At 68.5% G+C, this 26,448-nt stretch carries 21 protein-coding genes; 15 read left to right on the top strand and 6 right to left on the bottom strand.

From position 1 onward, the window contains the following. The first annotated feature begins 52 nt into the window (after positions 1 to 52). From rplA to ACFYPJ_RS07900, 7 genes are all read left to right on the top strand, one after another. The gene (gene rplA, locus ACFYPJ_RS07870) at positions 53 to 778 is read left to right on the top strand and encodes a 50S ribosomal protein L1 (RefSeq protein ID WP_389012150.1); all 726 of its coding nucleotides are present in this window, start codon (positions 53 to 55) and stop codon (positions 776 to 778) included. A gap of 162 nt (positions 779 to 940) precedes the next feature. Continuing rightward, a complete protein-coding gene (locus ACFYPJ_RS07875; protein WP_389012153.1) occupies positions 941 to 1,840 on the top strand; it encodes a hypothetical protein in 900 nt (299 codons plus the stop codon). A 164-nt stretch (positions 1,841 to 2,004) separates the two neighbouring features. After that, a complete protein-coding gene (locus ACFYPJ_RS07880) occupies positions 2,005 to 2,895 on the top strand; it encodes a DUF1396 domain-containing protein (protein ID WP_389012155.1) in 891 nt (296 codons plus the stop codon). 287 nt (positions 2,896 to 3,182) lie between these two features. Continuing rightward, a complete protein-coding gene (rplJ, locus tag ACFYPJ_RS07885) occupies positions 3,183 to 3,713 on the top strand; it encodes a 50S ribosomal protein L10 (RefSeq protein ID WP_389012158.1) in 531 nt (176 codons plus the stop codon). Positions 3,714 to 3,826: 113 nt separating this feature from the next. Further along, entirely contained in the window at positions 3,827 to 4,207 is a 381-nt protein-coding gene (rplL, locus tag ACFYPJ_RS07890) for a 50S ribosomal protein L7/L12 (protein WP_376533073.1), read from the top strand. A 576-nt stretch (positions 4,208 to 4,783) separates the two neighbouring features. Then, the gene (rpoB, locus tag ACFYPJ_RS07895) at positions 4,784 to 8,269 is read left to right on the top strand and encodes a DNA-directed RNA polymerase subunit beta (RefSeq protein WP_389012161.1); all 3,486 of its coding nucleotides are present in this window, start codon (positions 4,784 to 4,786) and stop codon (positions 8,267 to 8,269) included. Positions 8,270 to 8,368: 99 nt separating this feature from the next. Continuing rightward, entirely contained in the window at positions 8,369 to 12,277 is a 3,909-nt protein-coding gene (locus ACFYPJ_RS07900; RefSeq protein WP_389012164.1) for a DNA-directed RNA polymerase subunit beta', read from the top strand. Positions 12,278 to 12,344: 67 nt separating this feature from the next. Here ACFYPJ_RS07900 and ACFYPJ_RS07905 read toward each other — a convergent pair whose 3' ends face one another. Beyond that, a complete protein-coding gene (locus tag ACFYPJ_RS07905) occupies positions 12,345 to 12,521 on the bottom strand; it encodes a hypothetical protein (protein WP_389012167.1) in 177 nt (58 codons plus the stop codon). A 235-nt stretch (positions 12,522 to 12,756) separates the two neighbouring features. Beyond that, positions 12,757 to 13,248 carry a helix-turn-helix domain-containing protein gene (locus ACFYPJ_RS07910; protein WP_389012169.1) on the bottom strand — a complete coding sequence of 164 codons (492 nt, stop codon included), beginning with the start codon at positions 13,246 to 13,248 and terminating at the stop codon, positions 12,757 to 12,759. Between the two features lie 265 nt (positions 13,249 to 13,513). Between ACFYPJ_RS07910 and ACFYPJ_RS07915 the strand changes: the two genes are divergently transcribed. The 5 genes from ACFYPJ_RS07915 (at position 13,514) to tuf (ending at position 18,935) form a co-directional block, all read left to right on the top strand. Further along, positions 13,514 to 13,918, top strand: a complete 405-nt coding sequence (locus ACFYPJ_RS07915; RefSeq protein WP_389012172.1) for a hypothetical protein — start codon at positions 13,514 to 13,516, stop codon at positions 13,916 to 13,918. A 656-nt stretch (positions 13,919 to 14,574) separates the two neighbouring features. After that, entirely contained in the window at positions 14,575 to 14,946 is a 372-nt protein-coding gene (rpsL, locus tag ACFYPJ_RS07920) for a 30S ribosomal protein S12 (RefSeq protein WP_003948652.1), read from the top strand. Positions 14,947 to 14,948: 2 nt separating this feature from the next. Continuing rightward, on the top strand, positions 14,949 to 15,419 hold the full coding sequence (gene rpsG / locus ACFYPJ_RS07925; protein ID WP_389012175.1) for a 30S ribosomal protein S7: 471 nt from the start codon (positions 14,949 to 14,951) through the stop codon (positions 15,417 to 15,419). 39 nt (positions 15,420 to 15,458) lie between these two features. Then, on the top strand, positions 15,459 to 17,585 hold the full coding sequence (gene fusA, locus ACFYPJ_RS07930) for an elongation factor G (RefSeq protein WP_389012178.1): 2,127 nt from the start codon (positions 15,459 to 15,461) through the stop codon (positions 17,583 to 17,585). 156 nt (positions 17,586 to 17,741) lie between these two features. After that, positions 17,742 to 18,935 carry an elongation factor Tu gene (gene tuf / locus ACFYPJ_RS07935; protein ID WP_376533047.1) on the top strand — a complete coding sequence of 398 codons (1,194 nt, stop codon included), beginning with the start codon at positions 17,742 to 17,744 and terminating at the stop codon, positions 18,933 to 18,935. A gap of 258 nt (positions 18,936 to 19,193) precedes the next feature. Here tuf and ACFYPJ_RS07940 read toward each other — a convergent pair whose 3' ends face one another. Continuing rightward, on the bottom strand, positions 19,194 to 19,523 hold the full coding sequence (locus ACFYPJ_RS07940; protein WP_389012181.1) for a hypothetical protein: 330 nt from the start codon (positions 19,521 to 19,523) through the stop codon (positions 19,194 to 19,196). A gap of 127 nt (positions 19,524 to 19,650) precedes the next feature. Here ACFYPJ_RS07940 and ACFYPJ_RS07945 point away from each other — a divergent pair, with 127 nt between their 5' ends. Beyond that, positions 19,651 to 20,298, top strand: coding sequence for a hypothetical protein (locus ACFYPJ_RS07945; protein WP_389012958.1), 648 nt, complete (start codon positions 19,651 to 19,653; stop codon positions 20,296 to 20,298). 148 nt (positions 20,299 to 20,446) lie between these two features. On the opposite strand, the gene ACFYPJ_RS07950 is transcribed toward ACFYPJ_RS07945, so the two are convergent. Continuing rightward, positions 20,447 to 21,820 (bottom strand): alpha-lytic protease prodomain-containing protein, encoded by a 1,374-nt coding sequence (locus ACFYPJ_RS07950; RefSeq protein WP_389012183.1) that lies wholly within the window; start codon positions 21,818 to 21,820, stop codon positions 20,447 to 20,449. A gap of 280 nt (positions 21,821 to 22,100) precedes the next feature. Beyond that, on the bottom strand, positions 22,101 to 23,057 hold the full coding sequence (locus ACFYPJ_RS07955) for a LysR substrate-binding domain-containing protein (protein WP_389012186.1): 957 nt from the start codon (positions 23,055 to 23,057) through the stop codon (positions 22,101 to 22,103). A gap of 340 nt (positions 23,058 to 23,397) precedes the next feature. On the opposite strand from ACFYPJ_RS07955, the gene ACFYPJ_RS07960 reads away from it, so the two are divergent. Then, on the top strand, positions 23,398 to 24,540 hold the full coding sequence (locus ACFYPJ_RS07960; protein ID WP_389012189.1) for an AraC family transcriptional regulator: 1,143 nt from the start codon (positions 23,398 to 23,400) through the stop codon (positions 24,538 to 24,540). A 37-nt stretch (positions 24,541 to 24,577) separates the two neighbouring features. Then, complete coding sequence (locus tag ACFYPJ_RS07965; protein ID WP_389012192.1) at positions 24,578 to 25,441, top strand: carbohydrate-binding protein; 864 nt, start codon at positions 24,578 to 24,580, stop codon at positions 25,439 to 25,441. A 98-nt stretch (positions 25,442 to 25,539) separates the two neighbouring features. On the opposite strand, the gene ACFYPJ_RS07970 is transcribed toward ACFYPJ_RS07965, so the two are convergent. Beyond that, positions 25,540 to 26,448: a hypothetical protein gene (locus ACFYPJ_RS07970; protein ID WP_389012195.1), complete on the bottom strand. Its 909-nt coding sequence runs from the start codon at positions 26,446 to 26,448 to the stop codon at positions 25,540 to 25,542.

Genomic DNA, 26,448 nt, shown 5'->3' on the forward strand with positions numbered 1-26,448 from the left:
GGGCCTGCTCGGCCCGTACCACGACTCCGTTCAGAACACCTCAGGAGCAGTTGTGAGCAAGCGCAGCAAGGCCCTCCGGGCTGCGGACGGCAAGATCGACCGGGAGAAGCTGTACGCCCCGCTCGAAGCCGTCCGTCTCGCCAAGGAGACCTCCACGACCAAGTTCGACAGCACCGTCGAGGTCGCCTTCCGTCTGGGTGTCGACCCGCGCAAGGCCGACCAGATGGTCCGTGGCACCGTGAACCTCCCGCACGGCACCGGCAAGACCGCCCGGGTCCTGGTCTTCGCGACCGGTGACCGTGCCGAGGCCGCGCGTGCCGCGGGCGCCGACATCGTCGGCTCCGACGAACTGATCGACGAGGTGTCGAAGGGCCGTCTGGACTTCGACGCCGTCGTCGCCACCCCGGACCTCATGGGCAAGGTCGGCCGCCTCGGCCGCGTCCTCGGCCCGCGTGGTCTGATGCCGAACCCGAAGACCGGCACGGTCACGCCCGACGTCACCAAGGCCGTGACCGACATCAAGGGCGGCAAGATCGAGTTCCGCGTCGACAAGCACTCGAACCTGCACTTCATCATCGGCAAGACGTCCTTCGAGGACGACAAGCTGGTGGAGAACTACGGCGCCGCGCTGGAGGAGATCCTCCGTCTGAAGCCGTCCGCCGCCAAGGGTCGCTACATCAAGAAGGCCGCCATCACCACCACGATGGGCCCCGGCATTCCGCTCGACTCGAACCGCACCCGCAACCTCCTCGTCGAGGAGGACCCGGCCGCCGTCTGAGCTTGAGGCTCACCCCCGGCAGCCGCGTCGCAGACGCGTCAACAGGGCGGGCTCCGCCACCTTCCGAGGTGCGGGCCCGTCCTGTCTTTGTGCGACTTCCCGTACGGCTGTCAGTGCGCTGCGTTACCGTGCGCCTACGGACTCGCATAGGGGTGGGACGACATGAACAGCACGATGGTGCGCCGCGTGGCCCTCTCGACGGTCCTGGTGACCGCACTGGCGGGGCTGGCCGCCTGCGGCTCCGGAGGCTCGGACGAGGGCGGCAAGGCGTCCGGACAGGGCACGGCACGCACCGACCCGCTGGCGGAACTGCGCTCCGCCGAGAAAACCACGGCCAAGGCCGCGTCGGCCAAGGTCCGCTCCACGACCACGCTGGGCTCCGTGATGTCCATGACGGCGGACGGCACCCTGGGCTGGCGCGACGGCATCACCGGCACGCTCACCATCACCTACACCGGCGGCACGGTCGCCGACGCCATGCGCAAGCTCGGCTCCACCACGATGGAGACCCGCTACCTGCGGGACGCCTACTACTCCAGGATGGGTGACGCGTTCGCCCGGCAGGCGGGCGGCAGGCACTGGGTCCGGTACAGCTACGACGCGCTGGCCGACCTCGCCGGCGCCTCCGGCGCCTACCTCAAGGACCAGACCCGCAACGCCACGCCGAACCAGTCCGTGAAGCTCCTGCTTGCCTCCGGGGACGTACGGAAGGCCGGCGCGGAGAAGGTCTCCGGCGAGAACACCACGCGCTACTCCGGGACGGTCGACGTCGCCGACCTCGCCACCCGGAACTCCGGCCTCACCGCCCGTCAGCTCGCCGACCTGAAGAAGCAGCTCGACCAGGCCGGCGTCACCACGGAGACCATCGACATCTGGGTCGACGACCAGGGGCTGCTGCTCAAGAAGGTCGAGCGGGGCACCACCGCGAACGGCACGATGACCAGCACTGCCTACTACAGCGACTACGGGGCGCGGCTCTCGGTGCAGGTGCCCCCCGAGAGCGACACCCAGGACTTCACGTCCCTCATGCACACACAGGGGGGTACGGGACTGTCCGGCTGAGCGTCCTCCTGGGCTCTCCGCGGCCTCTTTCGGCCCTCGACGGTCAAGAACCAGCCAAAAATCCGGAAGACCTTGTCACTGCCTCCCGTTACGATCAGCCCCTTACTGTGAATCGGGCGTGTGTTCCCTGTGCGCCCAACCATGATGTGGGGGGAAAGACAAACATGAGGTCATCTGTGTCCGTCAGGTCCAGGTCTTCCGTGGCGGCCACCGGGCTCGCTGTGCTGCTGCTCGCCACGGGCGCGGTCGGCTGCGGCGGAAACGACGACGGAGCGAAGTCGTCGGCGAAGGGCGACTCGGTGAAGGCGCCCGCGATGGCGCCGGTGGCGGCCGTCGCCGCGGCCGCGAAGAACGCGGACGACATCAAGTCGTTCCGCTACCGCATGACCGGCAGCATCCCGGGCGAGGGCCAGGTCAAGGGTGACGCGGCGATGAGCGTCGAGCCGCTGGCGATGAGCATGAAGATGACCGCCGCGGGCCAGGGAGCCGACGGGCCGGTCGAGATCCGGCTCATCGACAAGGCGATCTACATCGGCGGCAACCCCGAGACGGCCAAGCAGATGGGGGGCAAGAGCTGGCTCAAGCTCGACATGTCCGCCGCCGGCGCGGACGACAAGCTCAACACCGGCCAGCTCGGTGCGGGGGAGGCCGGCAAGAACCCGGCCTCCGAGTCCACGTTCCTGGCCGGTGCCAAGGACATCAAGGAGGTCGGCACCGAGACCGTCGACGGGGTGAAGACCACCCACTACAAGGGCACGATCACCCTCGACGAACTGCGGGCCAAGCTCAAGAGCGAGGAGCCGAGCCTGCGCAAGCGGCACGAGCAGAGCCTTGAGCAGTACGAGACCTTGGGCATCGACAAGATGGCCATGGACATGTGGATCGACGGCGAGTCGCACACCAAGCAGTTCCGGATGCGCGGCGAGGCCAAGAAGGGCCCGCTGGACATGCTGATCACCTTCCTCGACTACAACCAGCCGGTGAAGGTCACCGCTCCGCCCGCCAAGGACACCATGGACCTCTCCCAGATGATGCAGGGGGTCGAGCAGAGCTGAGCCGAAGGAACGGATTTGCCTGGCGGCAATCCGTTCCTCTACTCTCCTACCGAAGCCAAAGACCGCTGGTCGTTGCCTCGTGTTCGGATGAGCACGAGGTGGCCGAAGGATCCGCTGCAAAGTGGGCGACCCGCGCAGGTGACAGTGGAAGAACTCCCGGACTGCCCGCCCCGAGCGTGCACAGCCGGTCGAGTCAGCCCCGAGCGCCTGCGCCGGGGCGTTTCGTTTTTCCCAGTCCTCCTTCGGGTCCGCGCGGTCAGAATCACCCGGAAGGAGGCCGAGGCTCTATGGCGAGGCCCGACAAGGCTGCCGCGGTGGCCGAGCTGGCGGAGCAGTTCCGCAGCTCCAACGCCGCCGTGCTGACCGAGTACCGCGGTCTCACCGTGGCGCAGCTCAAGACGCTGCGCCGGTCGCTCGGTGAGAACGCCCAGTACGCCGTGGTGAAGAACACGCTGACCAAGATTGCGGCCAACGAGGCCGGGATCTCGACGCTGGACGACCTGTTCAACGGTCCGACGGCTGTCGCCTTCGTCACCGGTGACCCGGTGGAGTCGGCGAAGGGTCTCCGTGACTTTGCCAAGGACAACCCGAATCTCGTCATCAAGGGCGGTGTCCTTGACGGTAAGGCGCTGTCCGCCGACGAGATCAAGAAGCTCGCGGACCTTGAGTCCCGCGAGGTTCTGCTCGCCAAGCTGGCGGGCGCCTTCAAGGCCAAGCAGACCCAGGCTGCCCAGGTCTTCCAGGCGCTCCCGTCGAAGCTCGTCCGCACCGTGGACGCGCTTCGTGCCAAGCAGGACGAGCAGGGCGGTGCCGAGTAATTCGGCTCGCGACATGACCGCCGCCGCCTGAGGCGGAGGTCGTAGCGGGCCGTACGTACGCCCGCCAGACATGTACATCCGGCACCTGCCGAATTAGTGGAAGGAAAGCCACCATGGCTCTCACCCAGGACGAACTGCTTGCCGAGTTCGAGGGCATGACCCTGATCCAGCTCTCCGAGTTCGTGAAGGCGTTCGAGGAGAAGTTCGACGTCACCGCCGCCGCCGCGGTCGCCGTCGCGGGTCCGGCCGGTCCGGCCGCCCCGGTCGAGCAGGCTGAGGAGCAGGACGAGTTCGACGTCATCCTCACCGGCGCCGGCGACAAGAAGATCCAGGTCATCAAGGTCGTGCGTGAGCTGACCTCGCTCGGCCTGAAGGAGGCCAAGGACCTGGTGGACGGCGCCCCGAAGCCCGTCCTGGAGAAGGTCGCCAAGGACGCCGCCGAGAAGGCCGCCGAGTCCCTCAAGGGCGCCGGCGCCTCCGTCGAGGTCAAGTAGTCCTTCCGGGTCCGCAAGGACCTTCCGGGTTCCCGAACCCCGACGTTCGCCCACTTCGGCCCTTGAAGGGGCTGTAACGCGCGCGCACCGAGGAGCGATCATCCATCCGGGTGGTCGCTCCTCGGCTTTCCCGAACGCCCGACCGCGAGTGCCTTGCACCCGCGTGACCGGGGGGTATGGTGATCTTCATCGTGCCCCTGGGAGCCCGGTCGGGCTGGGGGGCCTTGACGAACCGCACGCAGCGCGCAATTCTCAGGACGCGTCGTTACAACCGATCCGGGATCCGAGGCATGGATCGACGGCGAAGAGGGCAGGATCAACGTGCGTTGAAGGCAGGCATGGCGCAGGCGTTGAAGACAACGAGGGTCTCAGAGAAGTGGGACTGGACATCAGTGTGCCAAGTGGCTACACTGACCCTTTGCGCTGCCTGTTAGCTTGCCCCTGCCCGTCACCAGGGGTCTGCCCTCACCCGAGCATAGACGACCGTATCCCCTCTGACCTGGGGTTTGTGTCTTCGTGCATGGGAGAGGGGCCGGTACGCGCGCAGTGAGTCCGAGCCCTCGGAAGGACCCCCTCTTGGCCGCCTCGCGCAACGCCTCGACCGCGAATACGAACAACGGCGCCAGCACCGCCCCGCTGCGCATCTCTTTTGCAAAGATCAAGGAGCCTCTTGAGGTTCCGAACCTGCTCGCGCTGCAAACCGAGAGCTTCGACTGGCTGCTCGGCAACACCGCTTGGCAGAGTCGGGTCGAGGAGGCTCTTGAGAACGGTCAGGACGTCCCCACCAAGTCCGGTCTGGAGGAGATCTTCGAGGAGATCTCCCCGATCGAGGACTTCTCCGGGTCGATGTCGCTGACCTTCCGGGACCACCGCTTCGAGCCGCCCAAGAACTCGATCGACGAGTGCAAGGAGCGCGACTTCACGTACGCCGCCCCGCTCTTCGTCACGGCCGAGTTCACCAACAACGAGACCGGCGAGATCAAGTCCCAGACCGTCTTCATGGGCGACTTCCCGCTCATGACGAACAAGGGCACTTTCGTCATCAACGGCACCGAGCGTGTCGTGGTGTCCCAGCTGGTCCGTTCCCCCGGTGTCTACTTCGACTCCACCATCGACAAGACCTCCGACAAGGACATCTTCTCCGCCAAGATCATCCCGTCCCGGGGTGCCTGGCTGGAGATGGAGATCGACAAGCGCGACATGGTCGGTGTCCGCATCGACCGCAAGCGCAAGCAGTCGGTCACCGTCCTCCTGAAGGCGCTCGGCTGGACGACCGAGCAGATCCTGGAGGAGTTCGGCGACTACGAGTCGATGCGCGCCACCCTGGAGAAGGACCACACCCAGGGCCAGGACGACGCGCTCCTCGACATCTACCGCAAGCTGCGCCCGGGCGAGCCCCCGACCCGCGAGGCCGCGCAGACGCTCCTTGAGAACCTGTACTTCAACCCCAAGCGCTACGACCTCGCGAAGGTCGGCCGCTACAAGGTCAACAAGAAGCTCGGTGCGGACGAGCCGCTGGACGCCGGCGTGCTCACCACCGACGACGTCATCGCCACCATCAAGTACCTGGTGAAGCTGCACGCCGGTGAGACCGAGACGACCGGTGAGTCCGGCCGCTCGATCATGGTCGAGACCGACGACATCGACCACTTCGGCAACCGTCGCATCCGCAGCGTCGGCGAGCTGATCCAGAACCAGGTCCGTACGGGTCTCGCCCGTATGGAGCGCGTCGTGCGCGAGCGCATGACCACCCAGGACGTCGAGGCGATCACGCCGCAGACCCTGATCAACATCCGGCCGGTCGTCGCCTCCATCAAGGAGTTCTTCGGCACCAGCCAGCTGTCCCAGTTCATGGACCAGAACAACCCGCTGTCGGGGCTGACGCACAAGCGTCGTCTGAACGCCCTCGGCCCGGGTGGTCTCTCCCGTGAGCGGGCCGGCTTCGAGGTCCGTGACGTGCACCCCTCGCACTACGGCCGGATGTGCCCGATCGAGACGCCGGAAGGCCCGAACATCGGTCTGATCGGCTCGCTGGCCTCCTACGGCCGGGTCAACGCGTTCGGTTTCATCGAGACGCCGTACCGCAAGGTCACCGACGGCCAGGTCTCCGACGAGGTCGACTACCTGACCGCCGACGAGGAGGACCGCTTCGTCATCGCGCAGGCCAACGCGCCGCTCACCGACGAGCTGCGGTTCGCCGAGGCCCGCGTGCTGGTCCGCCGCCGTGGCGGCGAGGTCGACTACGTCGGCGGCGAGGACGTGGACTACATGGACGTCTCGCCGCGCCAGATGGTGTCGGTCGCGACCGCCATGATCCCCTTCCTGGAGCACGACGACGCCAACCGTGCCCTGATGGGCGCGAACATGATGCGGCAGGCCGTTCCGCTCATCAAGTCCGAGTCCCCGCTCGTCGGCACCGGCATGGAGTACCGCTCCGCGGTCGACGCCGGCGATGTCGTCAAGGCCGAGAAGGACGGTGTGGTCCAGGAGGTCTCCGCGGACTACATCACCACGGCCAACGACGACGGCACCTACATCACCTACCGGCTGGCCAAGTTCTCCCGCTCCAACCAGGGCACCTCGGTCAACCAGAAGGTCATCGTCAACGAGGGCGACCGGATCGTCCTCGGCCAGGTCCTCGCCGACGGTCCCGCCACCCAGAACGGCGAGATGGCGCTCGGCAAGAACCTGCTCGTGGCGTTCATGCCGTGGGAGGGTCACAACTACGAGGACGCGATCATCCTGTCGCAGCGCCTCGTGCAGGACGACGTCCTCTCCTCGATCCACATCGAGGAGCACGAGGTCGACGCCCGTGACACCAAGCTCGGCCCCGAGGAGATCACCCGGGACATCCCGAACGTCTCCGAGGAGGTCCTCGCCGACCTCGACGAGCGCGGCATCATCCGCATCGGCGCCGAGGTCATCGCCGGTGACATCCTCGTCGGCAAGGTGACCCCCAAGGGCGAGACCGAGCTGACCCCCGAGGAGCGCCTGCTGCGCGCGATCTTCGGTGAGAAGGCCCGTGAGGTCCGTGACACCTCGCTGAAGGTGCCGCACGGCGAGACCGGCAAGGTCATCGGCGTGCGTGTCTTCGACCGCGAGGAGGGCGACGAGCTGCCGCCGGGCGTGAACCAGCTGGTCCGCGTCTACGTCGCGCAGAAGCGCAAGATCACCGACGGTGACAAGCTCGCCGGCCGCCACGGCAACAAGGGCGTCATCTCCAAGATCCTGCCGATCGAGGACATGCCGTTCCTGGAGGACGGCACCCCGGTCGACATCATCCTCAACCCGCTGGGTGTCCCGTCCCGAATGAACCCGGGACAGGTCCTGGAGATCCACCTCGGCTGGCTCGCCAGCCAGGGCTGGGACGTCTCCGGTCTCTCCGAGGAGTGGGCCGAGCGCCTCCAGGCCATCTCCGCCGACCAGGTCGACCCGCGCACCAACGTCGCCACCCCGGTGTTCGACGGTGCCCGCGAGGACGAGCTGGCGGGTCTGCTGGAGCACACCATCCCGAACCGCGACGGCGACCGCCTGGTCCTGCCGTCCGGCAAGGCGCGGCTGTTCGACGGCCGCTCCGGTGAGCCCTTCCCCGACCCGATCTCGGTCGGCTACATGTACATCCTGAAGCTGCACCACCTGGTCGACGACAAGCTGCACGCCCGCTCGACCGGTCCGTACTCGATGATCACCCAGCAGCCGCTGGGTGGTAAGGCTCAGTTCGGTGGCCAGCGGTTCGGCGAGATGGAGGTGTGGGCGCTGGAGGCGTACGGCGCCGCCTACGCCCTCCAGGAGCTGCTGACCATCAAGTCCGACGACGTCACCGGCCGCGTGAAGGTCTACGAGGCCATCGTCAAGGGCGAGAACATCCCCGAGCCCGGCATTCCCGAGTCCTTCAAGGTGCTCATCAAGGAAATGCAGTCTCTGTGCCTCAACGTGGAGGTGCTGTCCAGCGACGGCATGTCCATCGAGATGCGCGACACCGACGAGGACGTCTTCCGCGCAGCGGAGGAACTCGGCATCGACCTGTCCCGGCGTGAGCCGAGCAGCGTCGAAGAGGTCTGACGGGAGTCCGGCCGGGACCCTGAACCATCAGGGTCCCGCCGACCCCCAGGCCCCCGTTTCAGACCAAAGAATTACGACCCTGAGAGGGATTGACGCATAGTGCTCGACGTCAACTTCTTCGACGAGCTCCGGATCGGCCTGGCTACCGCTGACGACATCCGTCAGTGGAGCCACGGTGAGGTCAAGAAGCCCGAGACGATCAACTACCGCACCCTCAAGCCCGAGAAGGACGGCCTCTTCTGCGAGAAGATCTTCGGCCCCACCCGGGACTGGGAGTGCTACTGCGGCAAGTACAAGCGCGTCCGCTTCAAGGGCATCATCTGTGAGCGCTGTGGCGTCGAGGTCACGCGCGCCAAGGTGCGCCGTGAGCGGATGGGCCACATCGAGCTGGCCGCTCCCGTCACCCACATCTGGTACTTCAAGGGCGTTCCGTCGCGGCTCGGCTACCTGCTCGACCTCGCCCCGAAGGACCTGGAGAAGGTCATCTACTTCGCGGCGTACATGATCACGTACGTCGACGAGGAGCGCCGCACCCGCGACCTGCCCTCCCTGGAGGCGCACGTCTCCGTGGAGCGGCAGCAGATCGAGAACCGCCGGGACTCCGACCTCGAAGGCCGCGCCAAGAAGCTGGAGACGGACCTCGCCGAGCTGGAGAGCGAGGGCGCCAAGGCCGACGTGCGCCGCAAGGTGCGCGAGGGCGCCGAGCGTGAGATGAAGCAGCTGCGCGACCGCGCGCAGCGCGAGATCGACCGTCTCGACGAGGTGTGGACCCGGTTCAAGAACCTCAAGGTCCAGGACCTGGAGGGCGACGAGCTGCTCTACCGCGAGCTGCGTGACCGCTTCGGCACGTACTTCGACGGTTCGATGGGTGCCGCGGCGCTGCAGAAGCGCCTGGAGTCCTTCGACCTGGACGAGGAGGCGGAGAAGCTCCGCGAGATCATCCGTACCGGCAAGGGCCAGAAGAAGACCCGTGCGCTCAAGCGCCTCAAGGTCGTCTCCGCGTTCCTGCAGACCAGCAACAGCCCCAAGGGCATGGTCCTGGACTGCGTGCCGGTCATCCCGCCGGACCTGCGTCCGATGGTGCAGCTGGACGGTGGCCGGTTCGCGACCTCCGACCTGAACGACCTGTACCGCCGTGTCATCAACCGCAACAACCGCCTGAAGCGGCTTCTCGACCTCGGTGCGCCCGAGATCATCGTCAACAACGAGAAGCGCATGCTCCAGGAGGCCGTCGACGCCCTCTTCGACAACGGCCGTCGCGGCCGCCCGGTGACGGGCCCCGGCAACCGTCCGCTGAAGTCGCTGTCCGACATGCTCAAGGGCAAGCAGGGCCGCTTCCGGCAGAACCTGCTCGGCAAGCGCGTCGACTACTCGGCCCGTTCCGTGATCGTCGTCGGCCCGCAGCTCAAGCTGCACCAGTGCGGTCTGCCGAAGGCGATGGCGCTGGAGCTGTTCAAGCCGTTCGTGATGAAGCGGCTGGTCGACCTGAACCACGCGCAGAACATCAAGAGCGCCAAGCGCATGGTGGAGCGCGGCCGCACCGTCGTGTACGACGTCCTCGAAGAGGTCATCGCCGAGCACCCGGTGCTGCTGAACCGTGCGCCCACCCTGCACCGCCTCGGCATCCAGGCGTTCGAGCCGCAGCTGGTCGAGGGCAAGGCCATCCAGATCCACCCGCTCGTGTGCACCGCGTTCAACGCGGACTTCGACGGTGACCAGATGGCCGTGCACCTGCCGCTGTCCGCGGAGGCGCAGGCCGAGGCCCGCATCCTGATGCTGTCCTCGAACAACATCCTCAAGCCCGCCGACGGCCGTCCGGTGACGATGCCGACCCAGGACATGGTCCTCGGTCTGTTCTTCCTCACCACCGACGGCGAGATGCGTGACGTCAAGGGCGAGGACCGGTCGTTCGCGTCGGTCGCCGAGGCGATCATGGCGTTCGACGCCGGTGAGCTGTCGCTTCAGGCGAGGGTGGACATCCGCTTCCCGGTGGGCACCATCCCGCCGCGCGGCTGGACCCCGCCGGTCCAGGAGGAGACGGACGGCCTCGTCGGCGAGTGGCAGCAGGGCGACAGCTTCCGGCTGCGCACCACGCTGGGTCGCGCGCTCTTCAACGAGCTGCTGCCCGAGGACTACCCGTTCGTCGACTACGAGGTCGGCAAGAAGCAGCTCTCCGAGATCGTCAACGACCTCGCCGAGCGCTACCCGAAGGTCATCGTGGCGGCGACGCTCGACAACCTGAAGGCGGCCGGCTTCTTCTGGGCCACCCGTTCCGGCGTCACCGTCGCCATCTCCGACGTCGTCGTCCCCGACGCGAAGAAGGAGATCGTCAAGGGCTACGAGGCCCAGGACGAGCGGGTCCAGAAGCAGTACGAGCGCGGTCTGATCACCAAGGAAGAGCGCACCCAGGAACTCATCGCGATCTGGACCAAGGCGACCAACGAGGTGGCCGAGGCGATGAACGCGAACTTCCCGAAGACCAACCCGGTCTCGATGATGGTGAACTCGGGTGCACGAGGCAACATGATGCAGATGCGTCAGATTGCCGGTATGCGTGGTCTGGTGTCGAACGCGAAGAACGAGACGATCCCGCGTCCGATCAAGGCGTCCTTCCGTGAGGGCCTGTCCGTCCTTGAGTACTTCATCTCCACGCACGGTGCCCGTAAGGGCCTCGCGGACACTGCCCTGCGTACCGCCGACTCGGGTTACCTGACCCGTCGTCTGGTGGACGTCTCGCAGGACGTCATCATCCGCGAGGAGGACTGCGGCACCGACCGCGGTCTCAAGCTGCGCATCGCTGAGCGCGACGCCGACGGCGTGCTGCGCAAGGCGGAGGACGTCGAGACGTCCGTGTACGCGCGCTGCCTCGCCGAGGACATCGTGGTCGACAGCAAGGTGCTGGCCCCGGCCGGTACCGACCTGGGTGACGTGCTCATGGACGAGCTCATCGCCCGGGGCGTCGACGAGGTCAAGACCCGCTCGGTCCTGACCTGCGAGTCCGCGGTCGGCACCTGCGCCATGTGCTACGGCCGTTCGCTCGCCACCGGCAAGCTGGTCGACATCGGTGAGGCGGTCGGCATCATCGCCGCCCAGTCCATCGGTGAGCCCGGCACCCAGCTGACGATGCGTACCTTCCACACCGGTGGTGTGGCCGGTGACGACATCACCCAGGGTCTGCCGCGTGTCGTCGAGCTGTTCGAGGCCCGTACGCCGAAGGGTGTTGCTCCGATCTCCGAGGCGAGCGGCCGCGTCCGCATCGAGGAGACGGAGAAGACCAAGAAGATCGTCATCACGCCGGACGACGGCAGCGACGAGACGGCCTTCCCGATCTCGAAGCGCGCCCGTCTCCTGGTCAGCGAGGGCGAGCACGTCGAGGTGGGCCAGAAGCTCACCGTGGGTGCCACCAACCCGCACGACGTGCTGCGCATCCTGGGCCAGCGTGCCGTCCAGGTCCACCTGGTCGGCGAGGTCCAGAAGGTCTACAACTCGCAGGGTGTGTCGATCCACGACAAGCACATCGAGATCATCATCCGGCAGATGCTGCGCCGCGTGACGATCATCGAGTCCGGTGACGCCGAGCTGCTGCCCGGTGAGCTGGTCGAGCGCTCGAAGTTCGAGCACGAGAACCGTCGTGTGGTCCAGGAGGGCGGTCACCCGGCCTCCGGCCGTCCGCAGCTGATGGGTATCACGAAGGCGTCGCTGGCGACGGAGTCCTGGCTGTCGGCCGCCTCCTTCCAGGAGACGACCCGAGTCCTGACGGACGCGGCGATCAACGCCAAGTCCGACAGCCTCATCGGCCTCAAGGAGAACGTCATCATCGGTAAGCTCATCCCGGCCGGTACGGGTCTGTCCCGCTACCGCAACATCCGGGTCGAGCCGACCGAGGAGGCCAAGGCCGCGATGTACTCGGCCGTCGGCTACGACGACATCGACTACTCGCCGTTCGGCACGGGCTCCGGCCAGGCCGTCCCGCTGGAGGACTACGACTACGGTCCGTACAACCAGTGAGTGAGTAGCTGAAACAGGCCGAAGGGCGGCCACCCCGTTGCGTACGGGGTGGCCGCCCTTCGGTGTGTCAGCGTGCCGTCAGCTCCAGCGTCGTCACCAGCACGGTGGCCACGGCTGCCAGCACGCCGGTGGGACGCGCCGCTCGGGTGGGGCGGGCACGGCGTCCCGTGCGGCCGTCGGGCACGGGGTACGCGTGGTCGCCGGGTACGGCGTGCGTACGGGGACAGCTCCGCCGCTGCACCAACGCTGACAGAGGATCGTGCGCGCACGCAACTAAATTTGCGAACGAATCCTGCCGAGGGCTGTGGCAGAGAGCCCGAACGGGCGGAAGTGCGAGGAGAGCGGGGGAGAGGGGAGCGGTAGAAGAGAGGAGAAGGGGGAGGGGGTGCACCCAGGGGTGTGGGTGCGGGGGTGAGCGCGGGGTGGGCGGAGGCTGGCCGACGGTGTGGCCGGAGGTCAGTCGACGATGTGACCGGCGGTCAGTCGGCGGTGTGGGACGACCCGGTGACCGCTTCCTCCGGTACCTGTGCGTCCACGGCGGTGTGGTCGCCGGCCGGTTCGTCGTTCGGCAGGAACTGCTCGACCACGCGGACGAACATCTCCCGCCGGTCGGCCGGTACTCCCAGCAGGTCGGCGACCTCCTCCAGGGTGGGGCGGCGGCCCAGGTCCGGGCCGGACGCGGGGGCGGCCAAGTACTCGTGCGGCTCGGCCAGTTCCTCGGCCGTGAGCCGGCCGGAGCGGATGAGCATCTCGCGGACCGGCACCCCGAGCACCCGGGCGAGCCGGCGCGTGGTTTCCAGGTCCGGCATGCTCTGCCGCTGGAGCAGGCGGGTGACGGCGGCGCGGTGCACCCCTGCCCCGTCCGCGAGGCGCGACTTGCCGCCGCCGCGCGGACTGTCGATGTCGTAGCCGCGGTCGCGCACCAGGTCCTCGACCCAAGCGGCGAATGCGTCCAGATCCCGGCTGGTCATCTGAGTGCTCGCTTCCTTTGGAAGAGGGCAGTTTAGCTTGCTTGCGCGCACGGAATTATGCATGTGCTGTGGAAGCTGTGCAAAAAATCGTCGCATTGAGGGGTTATTTGGTGTAAGGGGGTGGCGGCTGAGGGGTGCTGAGGGCTCTGCGGCTGACATTTTGTTGCGGGTGCGCGCGCAATCTGTAAGGGTGGAGTGTCTGCGTCACCCCTGTCCCACTGTGCGCGCCGCATGTCTCACCCCACTCGACCGAGTGGGAGGCCCCGTGTCCGTCACCGGCCCGTGCCCGCCACCCCGCCCGAGAACGACGGCCCAGGTCACCCGCCCCCGCAACGAGCCGCAGGGCAGGCTCCGTGAGGAACGTGCGGAGGCGCTGCTCCTGCACCAACGGCACGGACTCGTCGCCGCCGGCCACGGCGCGGCCCCCTTGTGCCGGTACGTCTCCGACGCCATCCGGGACATCACCGACGGCGTGGTGGAGTTGGAGGAGGCCGTGCGGGACCGGCTCGGGCTGCCGCGTGCGCCCCGCGCGTCCGTGCCCGAACGGCTGCGCCGGATCGCCGCCCTGCTCGGCGACGTGGCCGCCGATGACGTACTCGCCGCGCACGTAGCAGGACGAGACCCGGCCTGCCGGCACACCTGGCACGAAGGGGAGTGGAGCCGCCGGTGAGGGCCGAGCGGCCGACGCTGATTCCCGGAGTCCTCGCCGCCCAGGAGGCCGGTGTCGCACCGGCGACGATCCGCAAACGCGTCCAGGCTGGGCCCTGCGGCCCCCTGCTCTCTGCGGGCGCCGATCCTGTAGTCGCCACTCCCTTCGGCCCCCGCCGTCTCTTCTCCCCGCTGTTTTCTCTCCCCGCCGCTTCTTCTTTCCGCCCCTACCCTCCGGAGTCGTCCCCTTACTACACGGACGCGCCTGTACAGGTGCGGGCCGTGTGGTCGGCGACGGAAGCCGCATTCGACGCTGGTCGTTGCCCGTCGTACGGTGAAACGCCGGGTGACGATTGCGGAACGGTCTTCGACGTACCGGATCACCGATTCGTAGATCATCTGCGGGGTGGAGGCTTGACACGCCGGGCGCCGCGGTACGCGTGATGTGCATTTGTTTTGACCGCAGCGGAAGCGCTGGGTACGCTCAGACCTTGTGCCTGGGGTGTGCCCTGGCTTTCCTGCGTGCCTTCAACCGCGTGGCGAGCCGACACCGGCCACCGTAATCTGCGCCCTTTTCGCCTTGCGGCGGGAGTCTGCGGGATTCGACACACCCGACCGCGTGGGTCGGAGATGTTCCAGGTTAGTAGTACCTATCGGCACACAGAAACCGGAGAAGTAGTGCCTACGATCCAGCAGCTGGTCCGCAAGGGCCGGCAGGACAAGGTCGAGAAGAACAAGACGCCCGCACTTGAGGGTTCTCCTCAGCGCCGTGGCGTCTGCACGCGTGTGTTCACGACCACCCCGAAGAAGCCGAACTCGGCCCTGCGTAAGGTCGCCCGTGTGCGCCTGACCAGCGGGATCGAGGTCACCGCTTACATTCCGGGTGAGGGACACAACCTGCAGGAGCACTCCATCGTGCTCGTGCGCGGCGGCCGTGTGAAGGACCTGCCGGGTGTTCGGTACAAGATCATCCGAGGCTCCCTCGACACCCAGGGTGTCAAGAACCGCAAGCAGGCCCGCAGCCGTTACGGCGCCAAGAAGGAGAAGTAAGAATGCCTCGTAAGGGCCCCGCCCCGAAGCGCCCGGTCATCATCGACCCGGTTTACGCCTCCCCTCTGGTGACCTCCTTGATCAACAAGGTGCTGATGAACGGCAAGCGCTCCACCGCCGAGCGCATCGTCTACGGCGCCATGGAGGGTCTGCGTGAGAAGACGGGCAACGACCCGGTCATCACGCTGAAGCGCGCTCTTGAGAACATCAAGCCGACACTTGAGGTCAAGTCCCGCCGTGTCGGTGGCGCCACCTACCAGGTCCCGATCGAGGTCAAGCCCGGCCGTGCCAACACCCTGGCGCTGCGCTGGCTGGTCGGTTACTCCCGCGCCCGGCGCGAGAAGACCATGACCGAGCGTCTGCTGAACGAGCTCCTCGACGCCTCAAACGGCCTCGGTGCCGCGGTGAAGAAGCGCGAGGACACGCACAAGATGGCCGAGTCCAACAAGGCCTTCGCGCACTACCGCTGGTAGTCGCTACCCCATCGAGAACCGAGAGAAGACTGAAGCCTCATGGCTACCACTTCGCTTGACCTGGCCAGGGTGCGCAACATCGGCATCATGGCCCACATCGACGCGGGCAAGACGACGACCACCGAGCGGATCCTGTTCTACACCGGTGTCTCGTACAAGATCGGTGAGGTCCACGACGGTGCTGCCACCATGGACTGGATGGAGCAGGAGCAGGAGCGTGGCATCACGATCACCTCTGCTGCCACCACCTGTCACTGGCCGCTGGAGGACGTCGACCACACCATCAACATCATCGATACCCCGGGTCACGTCGACTTCACGGTCGAGGTGGAGCGCTCTCTGCGCGTGCTCGACGGTGCGGTGACGGTGTTCGACGGCGTCGCCGGTGTCGAGCCGCAGTCCGAGACCGTGTGGCGTCAGGCGGACCGCTACGGCGTTCCGCGTATCTGCTTCGTGAACAAGCTCGACCGCACCGGTGCCGAGTTCCACCGCTGCGTCGACATGATCTCCGACCGTCTGGGCGCGCAGCCGCTGGTCATGCAGCTGCCGATCGGTGCCGAGGCCGACTTCAAGGGCGTCGTCGACCTGGTGACGATGAAGGCCCTGGTGTGGTCCGCCGAGGCGACCAAGGGCGAGATGTACGACACCGTCGACATCCCGGCCACGCACACCGAGGCCGCCGAGGAGTGGCGCGGCAAGCTGATCGAAGCCGTCGCCGAGAACGACGAAGAGATCATGGAGCTGTACCTGGAGGGCACGGAGCCCTCCGTGGAGCAGCTGTACGCCGCGGTCCGTCGTATCACCATCGCGTCCGGCAAGAGCGAGGACACCACCGTCACCCCGGTGTTCTGCGGTACCGCGTTCAAGAACAAGGGTGTCCAGCCCCTGCTCGACGCGGTCGTGCGCTACCTCCCCTCCCCGCTCGACGTCGAGGCCATCGAGGGCCACGACGTCAAGAACCCGGAGGAGGTCGTCCGGCGCAAGCCGTCCGACGAGGAGCCGCTGTCGGCGCTGGCGTTCAAGATCATGAGCGACCCGCACCTCGGCAAGCTCACCTTCGTCCGCGTGTACTCCGGTCGTCTGCAGTCCGGCACTGCCGTGCTGAACTCTGTCAAGGGCCGCAAGGAGCGCATCGGCAAGATCTACCGCATGCACGCCAACAAGCGTGAGGAGATCGAGTCGGTGGGCGCCGGCGACATCGTCGCCGTCATGGGCCTGAAGCAGACCACCACCGGTGAGACGCTGTGCGACGACAAGCAGCCGGTGATCCTGGAGTCCATGGACTTCCCGGCGCCGGTCATCGAGGTCGCGATCGAGCCCAAGTCCAAGGGCGACCAGGAGAAGCTGGGTGTCGCCATCCAGCGCCTGGCCGAGGAGGACCCGTCCTTCCAGGTCCACACCAATGAGGAGACCGGCCAGACCGTCATCGGCGGTATGGGCGAGCTTCACCTTGAGGTCCTGGTCGACCGCATGAAGCGCGAGTTCAAGGTCGAGGCCAACGTCGGCAAGCCGCAGGTCGCGTACCGCGAGACGATCCGCCGGGCGGTCGAGAAGGTCGAGTACACCCACAAGAAGCAGACGGGTGGTACCGGCCAGTTCGCCCGCGTCATCATCGCGATCGAGCCGATCGAGAGCGGTGACGCGTCGTACGAGTTCGTGAACAAGGTGACCGGTGGCCGTGTGCCGAAGGAGTACATCCCTTCGGTGGACGCCGGTGCGCAGGAGGCCATGCAGTTCGGCATCCTCGCCGGTTACGAGATGACCGGTGTGCGCATCACCCTGCTCGACGGTGCCTACCACGAGGTCGACTCCTCCGAGCTGGCGTTCAAGATCGCCGGTTCGCAGGCGTTCAAGGAGGCCGCTCGCCAGGCCAAGCCCGTCCTGCTGGAGCCGATGATGGCCGTCGAGGTCACCACGCCCGAGGACTACATGGGTGAGGTCATCGGCGACATCAACTCCCGCCGTGGCCAGATCCAGGCCATGGACGAGCGGGCCGGTGCCCGTGTCGTGAAGGGCCTCGTGCCCCTGTCGGAGATGTTCGGCTACGTCGGCGACCTCCGCAGCAAGACGTCGGGGCGCGCAAGCTACTCGATGCAGTTCGACTCCTACGCCGAGGTTCCGCGGAACGTCGCCGAGGAGATCATCGCGAAGGCCAAGGGCGAGTAACACACCCCGTTCACACGCCGTAGGCTTGACTCCGGAGCCTCCAGGGCATTCCTCCGCAAACGCGGACGGAATGCCCCGGGTTCCGGGCCTTTACAGCAAAGATCACCTGGCGCCGATGAAGTAAGGCGTACAGAACCACTCCACAGGAGGACCCCAGTGGCGAAGGCGAAGTTCGAGCGGACTAAGCCGCACGTCAACATCGGCACCATCGGTCACATCGACCACGGTAAGACGACCCTCACGGCCGCCATTACCAAGGTGCTGCACGACAAGTACCCGGACCTGAACGAGGCCTCGGCCTTCGACCAGATCGACAAGGCTCCTGAGGAGCGTCAGCGCGGTATCACCATCTCCATCGCGCACGTCGAGTACCAGACGGAGGCGCGTCACTACGCCCACGTCGACTGCCCGGGTCACGCGGACTACATCAAGAACATGATCACCGGTGCCGCGCAGATGGACGGCGCGATCCTGGTGGTCGCCGCCACCGACGGCCCGATGCCGCAGACCAAGGAGCACGTGCTCCTGGCCCGCCAGGTCGGCGTTCCGTACATCGTTGTCGCCCTGAACAAGGCCGACATGGTGGACGACGAGGAGATCCTGGAGCTCGTCGAGCTTGAGGTCCGCGAGCTGCTCTCCGAGTACGAGTTCCCGGGCGACGACGTTCCGGTCGTCAAGGTCTCGGCTCTGAAGGCCCTCGAAGGCGACAAGGAGTGGGGCCAGTCGGTCCTGGACCTGATGGACGCCGTCGACAGCGCGATCCCGGAGCCGGAGCGCGACGTCGACAAGCCGTTCCTGATGCCGATCGAGGACGTCTTCACGATCACCGGTCGCGGTACGGTCGTCACCGGCCGTATCGAGCGTGGCATCCTCAAGGTCAACGAGACCGTCGACATCATCGGCATCAAGACCGAGAAGACCACCACCACGGTCACCGGTATCGAGATGTTCCGCAAGCTGCTCGACGAGGGCCAGGCCGGTGAGAACGTCGGTCTGCTGCTCCGCGGCATCAAGCGCGAGGACGTCGAGCGCGGCCAGGTCATCATCAAGCCGGGCTCGGTCACCCCGCACACCGAGTTCGAGGCGCAGGCGTACATCCTGTCCAAGGACGAGGGTGGCCGCCACACGCCGTTCTTCAACAACTACCGTCCGCAGTTCTACTTCCGTACGACGGACGTGACCGGCGTGGTGACCCTCCCCGAGGGCACCGAGATGGTGATGCCGGGTGACAACACCGAGATGAAGGTGGAGCTCATCCAGCCCATCGCCATGGAAGAGGGCCTGAAGTTCGCCATCCGTGAGGGTGGTCGCACGGTGGGCGCCGGCCAGGTCACCAAGATCAACAAGTGACCTCGGGCCGATCCGGGGCCCCGACCCGGTGGGTCTGGACCCGGTAGGTCTCTGAGAGACCCGTACGACCTCGGTCGTACGGGTCTCTTGCCGTCTGCGGGCCCTGCCGCCCGCGGCGGTGCCACTCGCCGGCGGGCGCTGCTCGGATCGTGCCGTCCGCCGTCCGCCGTCCGCCGTCCGCCGTCCGCCGTCGGGCGTGACCCGGGCGGTACCACCCGCCGTCGGGCGTGACCCGGGGGTGCTGCTCGCCGGGCGGGGTCACTTGCGGGGGCCGCGGGTGTCCTCCGTCTTCACCGCGTCGTTGACCTTCTTCGCCAGGTCGTCGTCGAGCTTCGTGAACTCGCGCACCACCGCGTCGGACATGTCGGCGAGCGCGTCCAGTTGCTGGGTGATGTCCTCGCGGCCGTCCTGCCAGTTCGACTCGAAGTCGTCGAGGGCGTCGTTGACCTTGCCGTCGCCGATGTCGTCCCGGTAGGACTCGAACAGTTTCTTGGTGTGGTCGAGACGGGTCTTGATCGAGCGCAGCCGCCGGCCGTAGTCCTCCAGCTCGGTCAGCGGGAGCGAGAGGTCGCTCTTGCCCTGGCCCATGCGTCCGTCCCCCGTTCTCGTGGCCCGGCCCGTGGCCCAGCCCGTGACCTGGCCCGTAGTCTGAGCCGCACCGTACAACAGCATGCTGCCTGGACAAGCGATCGACGAAACGGGGGATACGACAGCCGTGGCCCGCTACATGGAGGCGCTCACCATCGAGCGCGGCGGCTTCCGCATCAAGGTGCCGGAGTCGTGGTGGGAGTTCGACGTACGCCCGGAGTCCCGTGACGATTCGATCCGGCGCATGGTGAACGAGCGGGTGGCGCAGCACCCGGAACTGGCCCCGTACCGCGACACGTACACCGGCTTCCTGCGAAAGGCCGCGGCCGACGCCTGGAAGTCCGGTGCGCTGTACTGCGGTTGCATGGCGGAGAGCTTCGGCGGCGACACCCCCGTCACCGGCTCGGTCACCGTCTCCCTCGTCGGCGGACGCACGAGCGAAGGTGAGCCGCTGCCCAACGATCCCGCGGCCATCGCCTCCCAACTCGCTGTCAAGGAGGCCAGGAAGGCGGGCGACTCCTGGCGGAAGGTGACGACCGTCGAGATACCCGGGGCCGGCCCGGCCGCCCGTACCCACGGCGTCGAGGACATCCCCGTCCCGGACGACAGCCTGGGCCGCACCGTCCGGGCCGTGCTGATGCAGACGTACATCCCGGTCCCGGGGCAGGAGGGCAAAGTCGCTCTGGTCGCCGGCAGCAGCCAGGTCCTCGACCTGGCCGACTCCTTCTTCGACATCTTCGACGCGATCACGTCGACGTTCCGCTTCGTGGACTAGGGACGTAGAACGCGGCGGGGGAGGGGGGCGGGGCGGGGGCGTGGAACGGAAAGCGGAACGGAACGCGGAACGGGCCCGGACGCATCGAAGAGTGCGTCCGGGCCCGCCCCCCCCTGGGAGGCAGTGGCTCAGTGGGTCAGCGTTCTGGTCAGGCCTGCTCCCACAGCGCCGGTACGTTCGGGGGTTCCCAGCCCGGCAGGGCCTGGTGGCCCTGGAGGCAGCGGTAGGTGGCGCTGCCGTATGTCACCGTGTCGCCCGGCTGGTAGACGGTGCCCACCGCCCAGGTGCCGCCCGGGTCTCCGGGCTCACCCGGGTCACCGGGGCCGCTCGTGGTCGTCTTCAGGGTGAGCCCGTACGACTGGAGGATCGGGTTGATCGGCTGGAAGTACGTCGTCCCGCCGCTGGTGCAGTCGCCCGAGCCGCCCGAGGTGACGCCCTGCGCCTGGCTGCCGGAGATGAAGGAGCCGCCCGAGTCGCCCGGCTCGGCGCACACCGAGGTGCGGGTGACCCCGGAGACGGTGCCCTCCTGGTAGGTCACGCTGGTGTTCAGCTGCTGGACGGTGCCGCAGTGCCAGCCCGTCGTGGAGCCGGAGCGGCACACGGACGAGCCGACCGTCGCCACGGTGGACCCGGCGACCTGGGCGCTGGAGCCGTTGACGTTCGGCGTCGCCGTCCAGTTGGAGTTCGTGGCCACCCAGGACATGTCGTTGCCGGGGAAGATGGACGCCTGGAAGGTGCCCTGTGCCACCTGGTTGGCGCCGGTGGTGCTGCTGCCGGCCTGGCCGCAGTGGCCCGCGGAGGCGAAGCCCTGCTGGGTGCCCCGGGTGACCGGGAAGCCGATGGAACAGCGGGTGTTGCCGTTGATGTAGTACGCGTCGCCGCCCCGCAGGTCGTACAGCGGGCGAGGCCGCTCGGCCGACTTCACGACCTGGGCCAGGGAACCGTTCACTCCGGCGGCCGCCAGCAGGGCGCGTCCGGCCGCAGGGCGCACGGCCTGCACCACGAGGGAGTTGGTGCGGACGTCGACGTACCAGGCCGGGGTGTCGGTGGTGGCGCGCTGGGCCGCCACGCGGTCGAGCCGTGCCTTCGCGGCGTCCAGCGCGGTGAGAGCGTGGCTTACGACGACCGCGTCGGCGCCCCGCGCCTCGATCGCCGGTACGTCCGCGGCGTCCGTCGTCGCCACGGTCAGCGCGGCCGACTCCGGGCCGCGCACCCAGGCGCCCGCGAAGTCCGCGCCCAGCGCGGCCCGCAGCCGTCCGGCGGTGGCGCCCGCTTCGGCCTCGTTGACCAGGCGGCGCTCGGCCTGGTCTTGGTCAAGGCCGAGGTCCCGCTGCATGGCGTGGATGAGTGCGGGCGGGGCCTCGGCGGTTCGGAGGGCCGCGGCGGCGGTGGTCGCGGCGGCTTCGGAGCGGGCGCCCGACTGGCCGGGGTGCGCGCTCGCGGAGCCGCTGAGCCCGGCTACGAGCAGGGCACCCGCGGCCACGGCGGCGGCGCACGCGGCTCTGGCGTGTCGTTGGAGCATGGGGAGGTCTCCTCGGATTCGGTGGGGAGCTGCCGAAACCGTAGGGGCGTCAACTGGACTTCATAAGACATCAGTTGACCCCCTGCCCGGGTGTTATGGAACGGGAGGGGGCTGCCGGGGAACGCGCAGGTTTCGCTGGGAGGGGGGCGCAGTTCCGCTGGGGCTGGGGATTTTGGGGTGGTGGTCAGGGCCGGGGCCAGCGGCCGGGGGCCAGGGGTCGGGGGTCGGGGGCTGGAGGCGCTGGCTCGGGCGAACTCGCCGAACGGGCGGCGGGCCTCGGTCAGCCGGCGGGTGTCTCCCCGTGCGCCGCCAGCCAGTGGGCGTAACTGTCGCTGAGCGCCGCCGTGCCCGCGTGCGCGCTGCGGGCCTGCGCCAGGACCGTGGCGGCCGTGTCCGGCTGCTGGGCCGTCGGATGCCAGCCCAGCAGGTGCCGCCAGACGAGGGGCGTGCCGGTGAGCGGCCGGGTGGTGACGCCGGGCGTGGACGGGAAGGTGGCCCGGCACAACCCGACCGCCCGCCCCACCTGCACCAGATGGACGCAGGACGCGGTGTCCGTCTCGTACATGCGGCGCGGGCTGAACCCGGCCCGCGCGCAGGCCGCGGTGAAGCAGTCGGCGAAGCAGCCGTCGCCGGGTACGCAGGCCCACTCCTCGCCCGCCAGCGCGGCCAGGTCGATCTCCGGGCCGCGGGCCAGCGGATGCCCGTCGGTGAGCATGACGAACACCGGGTCGACGGCGATCTCCTGCCACACCAGGTGGGCGGCACCGGGCGGCGCGGCCGAGCCGCAGGTACCGGTCAGAGCGAAGTCCAGTCGGCCTTCCGCGAGTTGTTCGGCCAGTTCACGCTCGGACCAGGAGGCGCAGGTGGTCACCGCCGCGTCCGGTGCGGCGTCCGCCAGCCGGTCCACCAGCGCGCCCAGCAGGGGGCCGTGGGTGCCGCCGAGCCGCAGCCGCTGCGAGGTGCGCCGGGTACGGGCGAACCGGGCCGCCTCCCGCTGGAGTTCGCTCACCGCGGGCAGCACGACCCGGGTGCGTTCCAGCACCAGTTCGCCCAGCGCGGTGGCCCGTACGCCGTGCCGCCCCCGTTCGAATAAGGCGCCGCCCAGGGCTCGTTCGATCCGCCTGAGCTGGGCGCTCAGTGCCGGTTGCGCGAGCCCGAGCAGCGTCGCCGCGCGGGTGAGACTGCCCGCGTCGGCGATCGTCCGAATGGTCCGCAGATGCCGCAACTCCAGGTCCATGAAGGGAGCTTGCGACGCGGGCAGGGCGGGGGCAAGAGGTTGGTGGGGACCAATGGCGCGGTGACGAGGGCCGACAGTGCGGGACCCAGGGGCCGGTACGGGCCAGGGGCGGTGAGGTGCCGTTCCCGGGGAGCGTACGGACGTGGCATGGTGGCTCCTCGCCCCATTGGTCTGCACCTGTGCTCCGCGGTCCCCGCAGCTCCCCATGGCCCACTGCCCCGCTGGTCCGTGGCCCCTGCGACCCGTAACCCCCGTGGTCCCTCGCTTCCCGTGGTCCCTTGCTTTCCGTGGCCCATAGCGCCGTTCGTGTGGGCCGTACCTCTCGCGAAAGGGTGAGCCGATGCGCAGCACCACCGTCTTACCGGGTACGCCCTGTCTCCTGCCCGCCGCCGGGGACGTGCCCCTGCACCGGCTGGAGGTCTCCGGGCCCGGGGCCGTGCCCTTCGCCGCCGGCACCTTCGAGACGGTGGGCCCGCTGGCGCGGGCGAGCCGCCCGCACCGGCACACCTTCTACGAGATCGTCCATGTGACCGAGGGCACGGGCGCCCATGTCGTCGACCTCGCCCGCTGGCCGCTGCGACCGCCGCACCTCGCCGTGATCCGGCCCGGCCAGGTGCACCACTGGGAGCCGGGCGGCCACGGCCCCGACGGCACGCTCGCGCTGTTCACCGAGGACTTCCTGCTGGACCACCCCGGCGACCGGGAGACGCTGCGGAGGCTGGGGGAGCGGTGCTGGTTCGGGCTGGACGCCGAGGCCGATGCGTGGACCGGGCGGTTGATGGCCGAGCTGGTCGCGGAGTACCGGCAGCGGGCGCCCGGGCACGAGAGCGTCCTGCGCTCATTGCTGCACGTCCTGGTCGTCCGGGCGGCCCGGCTGCCGGGGCCCGGACGGTCCGGCGCGGCGACGGAGCTTGGCGGCGCGGCGCCCGCGGAGGACCGGGCGGCGCCTGCCGGGAACGGGACGGCTGTCGGGGACCGGGCACCCGTCGGTGTCCGCACACCCGCCGGGAGCCGGGCACTCGTCGGGAGCCGGGCACTCGTCGGCGGCCGAACGACTGTCGGGGACCGGACACCTGTCGGCGGCCGAACGACTGCCGGGAACCGGGCCCCCGCCGGAGACCGGGCGGCGGCCGTGGCCGAGGCGTTCGGCCGGCTCGTCGCGGGGCGGGAGGCGGCCGGCTGGACGGTCGGGGAGTGCGCCGCCCGGCTCGGGGTCACGCCCGGCTACCTCACCCAGACGGTCCGCGCGGCCACCGGCCGCAGCCCTGGCCGGCTGCTGATCGAGGCGCGTGCCTACCAGGCCCAACGGCTGCTGGCCCACACGCAGTTGTCCGTACGGCAGATCGCCGCCCGTACCGGATTCGCCGACCCCGCCTACTTCTGCCGCTTCTTCCGGCGGGAGACCGGCATCAGCCCCGGCACCTTCCGAAAACACCACAGCCGCCATCATCAGTCCCTCGAAGCCCCGGGGAGCCGCGCCTAGGTTCTTTCCCGACCTGACGCCCCCACAAGGAGCAGGCATGGACAACGAGACGAACTCCCCGAACCCTCCGGACTCCGCGCAGTCTCCGCAGCCCGCGGAACCCGGGTCCCCTCGCCTCATCCCCCGCAAGACGGTCCTGCGCGCGGCGCTCGCGGCCACCGCTGCCGTCCCCTTGGCCCTGGTCGGAGCCCCGGCGCTGGCCCGCAGCCTCGCCGCCTCCGGCAAGGCACCCGAACTCACCCCGCCGTGCGACGACGGCGACGACCCCACGCCGGAGCAGATCGAGGGCCCGTACTTCAAGCCCAATTCGCCGCAGCGCAGCAGCCTCCTGGAACCCGGCATGCCCGGCACCCCGCTGACCGTCACGGGGTATGTCTTCGGCCGCGCGTGCCTCCCGATCAGCGGCGTCCTGCTGGACTTCTGGCAGGCCGACACCAACGGCGCGTACGACAACACCGGGTTCCGCCTGCGCGGCCACCAGTTCACGAACGCCCAGGGCGCCTTCACCCTGACCACGATCGTCCCGGGCCTCTACCCCGGCCGGACCCGGCACCTCCACGTCAAACTGCAGGCACCGGGCCGCCCGGTCCTGACGACCCAGCTGTACTTCCCGAACGAGCCGCGCAACGCCACCGACTCGATCTTCGACCCGCGCCTGCTGATGACGGTGCGGGACGCGGGCGGCGGCCGGGAGGCGTCGTTCGACTTCGTCCTGGACGTGCCCCAGGATCCCGGGCCGCCCACCACACCGCCGCCGTCCGGCACCTGGGCGGTGGGCACCGCGTACCGGGCCGGCGACAAGGTCACGTACGCGGGCCGCAGCTACACATGCCAACAGCCGCACACGGCCCAGCCCGGCTGGGAGCCCCCGAACGTGCCTGCCCTGTGGCAGCCGGCCTGAGGTACTGCAGGCCGGCGCGCGGCGCCGCGGACGCCCGACGGGGCGCTCCGCGGTGCCGCGGTGGCGCGTGTTCAGAGGGAGGTGGTGGCGTAGGCGGACTACTCGTCCGCGAAGATCTCGCCCGCGGAGTCGGCGGTGACGGCACGCCGGAGCCAACGGCGGAGGATCTCGGGGTCGCCGCAGCCGGTGATGCGTTCGTGGACCTCTCCGGGGATGTCGATGCCGCGCTCCGCCAGAACGGCGAGAACATCCTCGGCGGCACGCCGCGTCTCACCTTCGACCCGGCCTTCGACCCGGCCTTCGACTCGGCCTTCGTCACGGATTTCTTCGGAGATGTACGACTTGTAGAAGGAGAGGTCCACGGCCACCAGTTGCCTCCAGAGTTCCGCGGCCGGGTGCTTGCCCATGCCTTGTGCGATGAGTTCGATGATCGGGTCGGCGACCGTGTGCGGTGTGTCCCGCAGCACGGATGTCATTGTCTTGAGTATGGCCCCGATGTCCGGATGCGTGGCATGGGTGATGGCAGACAGCGTAGCGAGCGCGAGGTCCTTGCGGACCTTGGCCGGGTCGGTGATCACCGGCATGTTGTGCGGTCCCGCGACGAGCGGGCGCAGGGTGAGCAGCGGCCACTGGGGAGGACCGATGTGGACGGGCCGTGCGGCCCATTCCGCTGTCGAGCGGTCCTGGCAGACGACCAGCAGCATCGGCTGCAGCCGGTACTTGGTGAGCAGGTACGACGCGTAGTAAGCCCAGCTCGCGGGCTTGTCCGGGTCTTTTTTGCCCTGGGCCTCGACCGCGAGGAGCAGGGGTTCGTCGTCCTCGGTCTCCAACCGCAGCAGGGTGTCGACGCGGCGTTCCAGCGGGCGGGCCTCGGTGAGGTCGGTGGGCAGGATGGTGATCGATGTGGGTGGGGCGAAGTCGATGCCCAGCACCTCGGACACCTGGGAGAACAGTCCCGGGTGGTCCTGGAAGATGCGGTGCATCGCCTCGTGGGACGAGCTGACCAT

The sequence above is a fragment of the Streptomyces sp. NPDC006012 genome, from assembly GCF_042871185.1.
GTDB lineage: Bacteria > Actinomycetota > Actinomycetes > Streptomycetales > Streptomycetaceae > Streptomyces.